Source organism: Streptomyces phytophilus (genome assembly GCF_013870535.1).
In the GTDB taxonomy this organism is placed as follows: Bacteria; Actinomycetota; Actinomycetes; order Streptomycetales; family Streptomycetaceae; genus Streptomyces; species Streptomyces phytophilus.
The window spans coordinates 1-7,636 of the sequence record NZ_JACBXC010000176.1 but is presented as its reverse complement, the minus strand read 5'-3'; the positions used below and the strand labels follow the sequence as shown (position 1 = coordinate 7,636).

The 7,636-nt window shown below is 72.8% G+C and carries 9 protein-coding genes; 8 read left to right on the top strand and 1 reads right to left on the bottom strand.

The window, feature by feature from the left end; genetic code table 11:
• The 7 genes from H5J30_RS11540 to H5J30_RS11510 all read left to right on the top strand — a co-directional run.
• On the top strand, positions 1–854 hold an 854-nt coding region (locus H5J30_RS11540; protein WP_258563255.1), incomplete at its 5' end, for an SDR family oxidoreductase.
• Between the two features lie 8 nt (positions 855–862).
• A complete protein-coding gene (locus H5J30_RS11535) occupies positions 863–2,263 on the top strand; it encodes an MFS transporter (RefSeq protein ID WP_181787340.1) in 1,401 nt (466 codons plus the stop codon).
• 77 nt (positions 2,264–2,340) lie between these two features.
• A complete protein-coding gene (locus H5J30_RS11530) occupies positions 2,341–3,936 on the top strand; it encodes an acyl-CoA carboxylase subunit beta (RefSeq protein ID WP_181787339.1) in 1,596 nt (531 codons plus the stop codon).
• 15 nt (positions 3,937–3,951) lie between these two features.
• Entirely contained in the window at positions 3,952–4,167 is a 216-nt protein-coding gene (locus tag H5J30_RS11525; protein ID WP_181787338.1) for an acyl-CoA carboxylase epsilon subunit, read from the top strand.
• Complete coding sequence (locus H5J30_RS11520; protein WP_181787337.1) at positions 4,164–4,316, top strand: hypothetical protein; 153 nt, start codon at positions 4,164–4,166, stop codon at positions 4,314–4,316. The genes H5J30_RS11525 and H5J30_RS11520 overlap by 4 nt, the downstream gene beginning before the upstream one ends.
• 253 nt (positions 4,317–4,569) lie before the next feature.
• A complete protein-coding gene (locus H5J30_RS11515) occupies positions 4,570–5,748 on the top strand; it encodes an MFS transporter (protein WP_374100969.1) in 1,179 nt (392 codons plus the stop codon).
• Between the two features lie 146 nt (positions 5,749–5,894).
• The gene (locus H5J30_RS11510) at positions 5,895–6,539 is read left to right on the top strand and encodes a dienelactone hydrolase family protein (protein WP_181787336.1); all 645 of its coding nucleotides are present in this window, start codon (positions 5,895–5,897) and stop codon (positions 6,537–6,539) included.
• Positions 6,540–6,675: 136 nt separating this feature from the next.
• On the opposite strand, the gene H5J30_RS11505 is transcribed toward H5J30_RS11510, so the two are convergent.
• The gene (locus tag H5J30_RS11505; RefSeq protein WP_258563254.1) at positions 6,676–6,882 is read right to left on the bottom strand and encodes a hypothetical protein; all 207 of its coding nucleotides are present in this window, start codon (positions 6,880–6,882) and stop codon (positions 6,676–6,678) included.
• A gap of 380 nt (positions 6,883–7,262) precedes the next feature.
• Here H5J30_RS11505 and H5J30_RS11500 point away from each other — a divergent pair.
• On the top strand, positions 7,263–7,636 hold a 374-nt coding region (locus H5J30_RS11500), incomplete at its 3' end, for a helix-turn-helix transcriptional regulator (RefSeq protein ID WP_309505501.1).

Sequence of the window (7,636 nt, the reverse complement as noted above, 5' to 3'; positions counted from 1 at the left end):
CCGGCGACCGGCCAACCCGCCCCGCGGCCCCCCGAAGCGCGGCCGCGACCACCGCTGCTCCACCCGCCAACCAGAGGATCAGGAGACCCACCATGGGCAACCTCGACGGCAAGACCGCACTGGTCACCGGCGCCAGCCGCGGCATGGGCCGGGCCACCGCACTCCGGCTCGCCCGCCAGGGCGCACTGGTCGCCGTGCACTACGGCACCAGCACGGACGAGGCCGGCGAGGTGGTCGCCCTCATCGAGAAGGACGGCGGCCGCGCCTTCACCGTCCAGGCCGAACTCGGCGTCCCCGGCGACGTCCACCAGCTGTTCCTGGGCCTGGAGCAGGCACTGAAGGAACGCACCGGCGCCACCGCCCTCGACATCCTCGTCAACAACGCGGGCGTGATGGGCGGCGTGAAGCCCGAGGACACCACCCCGGAGACGTTCGACCGGCTCATCGCCGTCAACGCCAAGGCCCCCTTCTTCCTCATCCAGCGCGCACTGGCCGACATGCCCGACGGCGGACGCATCATCAACATCACCACCGGCCTGAACCGCTTCGCCAACCCCGACGAGATCGCGTACGCCATGTCCAAAGGCGCCCTGGAGCAGCTCGCACTGCACTACGCCAAGCACCTCGGCCCCCGCCGCATCACCATCAACAGCGTCGCACCGGGCATCACCCGCAACAGCAACCCCCTCTTCGCGATACCCGAGGCCGTCGAGCAGCTGGCCGCGCTGTCCACCTTCAACCGGGTGGGCGAACCCGAAGACGTCGCCGACGTGGTGGCCTTCCTCGCATCCGACGACGCCCGGTGGATCACAGGCTCGTTCGTCGACGCCACCGGCGGCACCCTCCTCGGCTGACCCGGCCCGTGACACCGAACCGAACCCCGAGTACGGCGAGCCGGGGCCTGCTCGCCGTACTCGCGGGCACCATGCTGATCGACGCCCTGGAAGTGTCCGCCGCGATCGTGGCCCTGCCCACGGTGGCCGCCCACTTCCACCTCACCCTCACCCAGGCCCAGTGGCTGGTGACCGCCTTCGCCATCGGCTTCGGCGGACTGATGCTGCTCGGCGGCCGGGTCGTCGCCCGCCACGGCGCCCGCCCCGTCTACCTGCTGGCCCTGCTGGTGTTCGCCGCCGCCTCCCTGGCCGGCGGCCTCACCGACAGCTTCGCGGTCCTGACCGCCACCCGGTTCGTCAAAGGCGGCTGCGCCGCGCTGACCGCACCGACCGGACTGGCCATCATCGCCACCGGCTACCCCCAAGGGCCCGCCCGCAGCCGCGCCCTGGCCGTCTACACCCTCTTCGGCGCCAGCGGCTTCACCACCGGGCTCCTGCTCTCCGGCGTACTGGCCGAACACAGCTGGCGCTGGATCTTCCTCGCCCCCGCACCGACCGTAGGGGTGCTCTTCCTGCTCGGCCTGCGGGTGATCCCCCGCAGCCGCCCGCCCGCCGCCCGGCCCGCCGGCTACGACCTGGCCGGGGCCCTGTGCTTCACCACCGCCCTGGCCGCCCTGGTCACCGGCATCACCCGACTCACCGACCACGGCTGGACGCAGCCGCCCGTCCTGGCCCCCCTCGCCCTGGCCCTGGCCCTCCTCGCCGCCACCGCCCTGATCGAGACCCGCACACCGCACCCCCTGCTGCGGCGCTCCGTCCTGGCCGGAGGCCAGATGCTGCGCGCCGCCGTCGTCGCGGCCTGCCTCAACGGCTCCTACCTGGGCCTGCTGCTGGTGATCACCGTCCAACTCCAGCAGCACCAGGACCGCACCCCCCTGCACACCGCGCTGGCCCTCGCACCCGCGAGCGTCCCGCTGGCCATCGCCGCCCTGCACTCCGGACACCTGATCGCCCGCTACGGCACCCGACGCCTGATCACCGCCGGCGCACTGCCGCCCTGCCTGGGATACCTGCTCTACCTGCGGCTGCCCGAGCACCCCGGCTACACCAGCGCCGTACTCCCGACGATGCTGCTGGTCGCCGCCGGCTTCGTCCTGGCCTTCGCCGCACTCAACACCCAGGCGACCGCCACCTTGCACCCCGCGGACCGCGCGGCCGGCGTCGCCCTCTACCAGAGCATGGTGCAACTCGGCGCCGTCCTGATCCCGGCCGCGACCGCCGCCCTGCTCCAAAGCCACCTCCCGCCCCACGGCCCCGCCCCGCCCTCCGCCTACCGGCCGGCCCTGTGGCTGATCACGGCCGTCGGCACCGCCGGCCTGCTCGCCGCCCTGCCCGCCCGCACCCGGCGAACCGCACCGCACCCGGCCTGACCCCCGCCACCAGCCCCGAGACCACCGCCGACACCCCCTGTCCGCTCGCAAGGACGGCGCTGAACCAGGAGGCAGCGATGACGGCACCACCCCCCTCGGCCGCGACGGCTTCCCCGGCGCACCGCCCCCGGCACGAGCGGCTCGCCGAACTGGAGGCGATCAAGGAAGAAGCGCGCCGCGGACCGGACCCGTCCGCCACCGAACGCCAGCACGCCAGAGGCAAACTCACCCCCCACGAACGCATCGGACTCCTCCTCGACGAGGACACCTTCACCGAAGTGGAGCCGCTGCGCCGGCACCGGGCGACCGGCTTCGGACTCGAAAACAGGAGACCCTACGGCGACGGAGTCGTCACCGGCTGGGGCACCGTCCACGGCCGGACCGTCTTCGTCTACGCCCACGACTTCCGCGCCTTCGGCGGCGCACTCGGCGAAGCCCACGCCCAGAAGATCCACAAAATCATGGACATGGCGCTGGCCGCGGGCGCACCACTGGTATCCCTGAACGACGGCGCCGGCGCCCGCATCCAAGAAGGCGTCTGCGCACTGGCCGGCTACGGCGGCATCTTCCAGCGCAACACCCGCGCCTCCGGCGTCATCCCCCAGATCAGCGTCATCCTCGGCCCCTGCGCCGGCGGCGCCGCCTACTCGCCGGCCCTGACCGACTACATCTTCATGGTCCGCGGCACCTCCCAGATGTTCATCACCGGCCCCGACGTCGTCAAAGCGGTCACCGGCGAGGAGATCACCCAGGACGCACTGGGCGGCGCCGACACCCACACCGCCACCAGCGGCGTCGCCCACTTCGTCTACGACGACGAGGACGACTGCCTGGAAGACGTCCGCTACCTGCTCTCCCTCCTGCCCGCCAACAACCGCGAACTGCCCCCCGCCGCCCCCTGCGACGACCCACCGGACCGCCGCACCGACGCACTGCTCACCGCCGTCCCCGACGACCCCGGCCGCGTCTACGACATCCGCACCGTGATCGAGGAGATCGTCGACAACGGCGACTACCTCGAAATCCAACCCGCCTGGGCCGCCAACATGGTCTGCGCGCTGACCCGCCTGGGCGGCGACGCCGTCGGCATCGTCGCCAACCAGCCCGCCTCCCACGCCGGCGTACTCGACATCGACGCCAGCGAAAAAGCCGCACGCTTCGTCCAGTTCTGCGACGCCTTCAACATCCCGCTGCTCACCCTCGTCGACGTACCCGGCTTCCTGCCCGGCATCGACCAGGAGCACAACGGCATCATCAGACGCGGCGCCAAACTGCTCTACGCCTACTGCAACGCCACCGTGCCACGCGTCTCCCTCGTGCTGCGCAAAGCCTACGGAGGCGCCTACATCGTCATGGACTCCCGCTCCATCGGCACCGACATCGCACTGGCCTGGCCCTCGAACGAGATCGCGGTCATGGGCGCGGAAGGCGCCGCCAACATCATCTTCCGCCGCGAGATCAACGCCTCCGCCGACCCCGGGGCAACCCGCCGGCGCAAGATCAAGGAATACCGCACCGAACTCATGCACCCCTACTACGCCGCCGAACGCGGCCTGGTCGACGACGTGATCGACCCGGCCGACACCCGCGCGGCTGTGATCCGCGCACTCACCATGCTCCGCGGCAAACACGCCGACATGCCCTGCCGCAAACACGGCAACCCGCCCCAGTGACGGCCGAGGAGGACCATGAGCACGCCACCGCTGATCCGAATCGAACGGGGCAACGCCACCAAGGAGGACCTGGCCGCACTCAGCACCGCCCTGCTGACCCGCCGCCGCGCCACCGCCGCAACCGCACCCACCGCCCCGCGGCCGGCCCCCTGGCACCGCCCCGAACGGACACCGGCCCACCGCACCCCGCACACCCGCCCCACCCCGCCGAACCCGCGGACCGGCACATGACCCAGCCCCGCAGAACAAACACCGCGCAGCAACACCCGGACACCGCACCCCCACCCCCCACCGCCCCGCCGGCACCCCCCGTACTGCCGGCCGGCGACGAGGACGAGGACGAGGACACCGACTGGCACATAGTCCGCGGCATCGACTGACCCACCAGCCCCACATGCGGCGCACACGCCGCCGGCCCGTCCGCAGCCGCAGCCGCAGCCGCCGACACCGTCGCCGGCGACCTGGGCTGAGCCGGCCGGGACCTGCACCCGTCGGAGTGAGCCGAACGCGAGCCTCCCCGGACTGTCCGCCCCCGTGAGCTAGGCAAGCGATGTGCACCCCCTCCGATAAGCACATGCCCACTTCTTCACGGGAGGCGGCCTTGAGGAACACCGCACCGGGCACGGCCACCGGGTGAAGCGTGACCGCCCGGGATATCCGGCAGCCGCGGCCGTCTTCGCGGTGGGCATGCTCGGCACCACCCTGCCGACCCCGCTCTACGGCCTCTACCGGCAGCAGATCGGCTTCTCCGAACTGATCGTCACCGTCGTCTTCGCCGTCTACGCGGCCGGCGTCATCGCCGCCCTGCTGCTGGCCGGCGACTTCTCCGACATCCTGGGCCGGCGCCCGATCCTGCTGTGCGCCGCCGCGCTGGCCGCAGGCAGCGCCCTGTTCTTCATCTTCGAGCAAGGGCTGCCCCACCTCTTCGCCGGCCGGGTCCTGTCCGGCTTCTCCGCCGGCCTGTTCAGCGGCACGGCCACCGCCGCCGTCCTGGACCTGGCACCACCGGAGCGCCGCGGGCGCGCCGCCTTCGCGGCGACCGCCGCCAACATGGGCGGCCTCGGCCTCGGGCCCCTCCTCTCCGGCATCCTGGCCCAGTACGCGCCCTGGCCGCTGAAGCTTCCCTTCCTCGTGCACCTGGCCCTGCTGGCGGCCGCCGCCGCGGTCATCTGGACGCTCCCGGAAACCGTGCACCGCACCCGCCCCCGCCCCTCCCTGCGCCCCCAGGGCATGACGATCCCCCCGCCCGTCCGCCGGGTCTTCGCCCCCAGCGCACTGGCCGCCTTCGCCGGATTCTCCGTACTGGGCGTGTTCACCGCCGTCGCCCCCGACTTCATGGCAACGGTGCTGGACGTGCACAACCTCGCAGTCGCCGGCGCCGTCGTCTTCTCGGTCTTCTGCGCCTCGACCGCAGGCCAGCTGCTCATGGGCCGCATCGGCCCGGCCAAAGCCCTGCCCATGGGCTGCCTGGTGCTGGTCCTGGGCCTCCTGCTCATCGGAGCCTCACTGCTGCAGGAGTCCCTGCTGATCCTCGTCCTCGGCGCCGTCACCGGCGGCGTGGGCCAGGGCCTGTCCTTCCGCGCCGGCCTGACCATGATCGGCGCGGCGGCACCGGAACTGCAGCGCAGCGCGACGCTCTCGGCATTCTTCGTCTTCGCCTACGTGGGCATCTCGCTGCCCGTGGTCGGCGTCGGCGCCCTCACCGTGGAACTGGGGGTACGCGACGCCGGCCTGGTATTCGCCGGCTGCGTGATCCTCCTCGTCTCCGCGGTGGCCGCCTACCTGAAGCTGCGCCCGCCCGCGATGCGCTGACCCGCCGGCAGCCCAGCGCCCCGACCCCGCCGGAAGCCCGGGGCGACACGCCGCGCGACGTCTGCGCACACGCCGCCGGTCTGCCCCATCCTTCCCTGGGACAACCCCCTAGCAGCGATGTCCAGGAAGGCCGGGAAGCGACGACCATGCCCGTCGAGAGCGTGACCCTTCGGATCGCCGGCACACGCCTGAGCGGCGACCTCACGATGCCCGATGAGGCCGCGGGCCTGGTGCTGTTCGCCCACGGCAGCGGCAGTTCACGGCACAGCCCCCGCAACCAGGCCGTCGCCGCGCACCTGAACGGCCGCGGATTCGCCACCCTGCTCCTGGACCTCCTCACACCGGCCGAGGACCAGGCCGACGCGATCACCCGCGAGCACCGCTTCGACACCACCCTGCTGGCCCGCCGCCTCACCGGCGCAGCCGACTGGCTCGCAGCCCGCACCACCGACCTGCCCATCGGCCTCTTCGGCGCCAGCACAGGCGCGGCGGCAGCCCTGATCACCGCGGCCCGGAGCCCCGAACTCGTCAAAGCCGTGGTCTCCCGCGGCGGCCGCCCCGACCTCGCCGCCGGCGCACTCGCCGACGTACGCGCGCCAGTACTCCTCCTCGTCGGCGGCCACGACGACACCGTGATCGAACTCAACGAGGAAGCCGCGCAACGACTCACCGCGCCCCACGAGCTCCGCGTGATCCCAGGCGCAACCCACCTGTTCCCGGAACCAGGCGCCCTGGAAGAAGTCGCCGCCGCCGCAGCGGACTGGTTCACACGCATGACCCGGCCCGCCTGAGCACGCAGCACGGCCCCGCACACGGCGCCCCGCTTCGCACCTGGTGCTGCTGCCCGGGGCGCGGCCCCGGGCAGCAGCGGCCATCAGCCCCTCACCGGCGCCACGGAGGTGAGGGCCGCCTCTCGCAGGCCCGCGGTCAGGGGATCACCGGAAACCCGTCGAACTCCCCGCCCTGACAGGTGTAGCCGACCGGCGGAGTGCCGTCCTGGACGACCTTGCCGCCGCCTTCTACGCACAGGCCGGCCGGGATGGGGGGCGGCTGGGCAGCGGCGGCGGTACTCGCGCCGAATACGGCACCGAGGCCCAACGCCGCGGCGGCCAGAGACAGAGTGAGACGACGCATGGCGTCCTCCAAGAGTCACAGAGGGAAACAGAGCCCTCTGACAGATGCGATCCCCCTCCCTGTCCCCGCTGCCCACGCCGGCAGTACCGGTCCACACCAACCCCACCCGATCCACCGAGCGCACTCCCGGCACGACTGCACCGAATGCCCCGACCACGCCCCCGCGCACCACTTGAACCCATCGCACCACAGACCGGCCGAGGTGCCGCCGCGCACTGCTGGTCTTGGTGAACGGGGCCCGGCCCGGAGGTTCTTGCCGGGCGCCGGGCTGCGGCCTCGGGGTCTTCGGGACCGGCCGCCGGCCGGACGGGGGCGGAGGGCTGTCCGGTTGCGCACGCGATTCGCGCATCGAACCGCACATACGGCGTACGCTGCCTTGTGTGGGGCACGGAGACAAGGCTCGGTTCGATGCGGTGGACGCGCTGGTGGCCCGCTCGCGGGCGCTGCCGCCGCCGGCGGAGCGCCGGCGGCTTCGGATGGCGCACGGGCTGACGCAGCAGGAGGTCGCCGATGCGCTGGAGGTGCGGCGGGCGACGGTCGGGGCGTGGGAGAGCGACGACCCCGGCCGCCGTACGGAACCGCGTCCGCCCGAACGCGACGCCTACGCCCGGCTGCTGCAGCAGCTCGCCGAGCTGTACCCCCCGCCCCTCGACGGGCCCGGCCCGCCGGTTCCCGCCGAGAACGCGCTGGCTGGACCGGAGTCTCCCGCCGCTCCCCCCGCCGCGCCCGCCGCTCAGCGGCACGACCTGGCTTG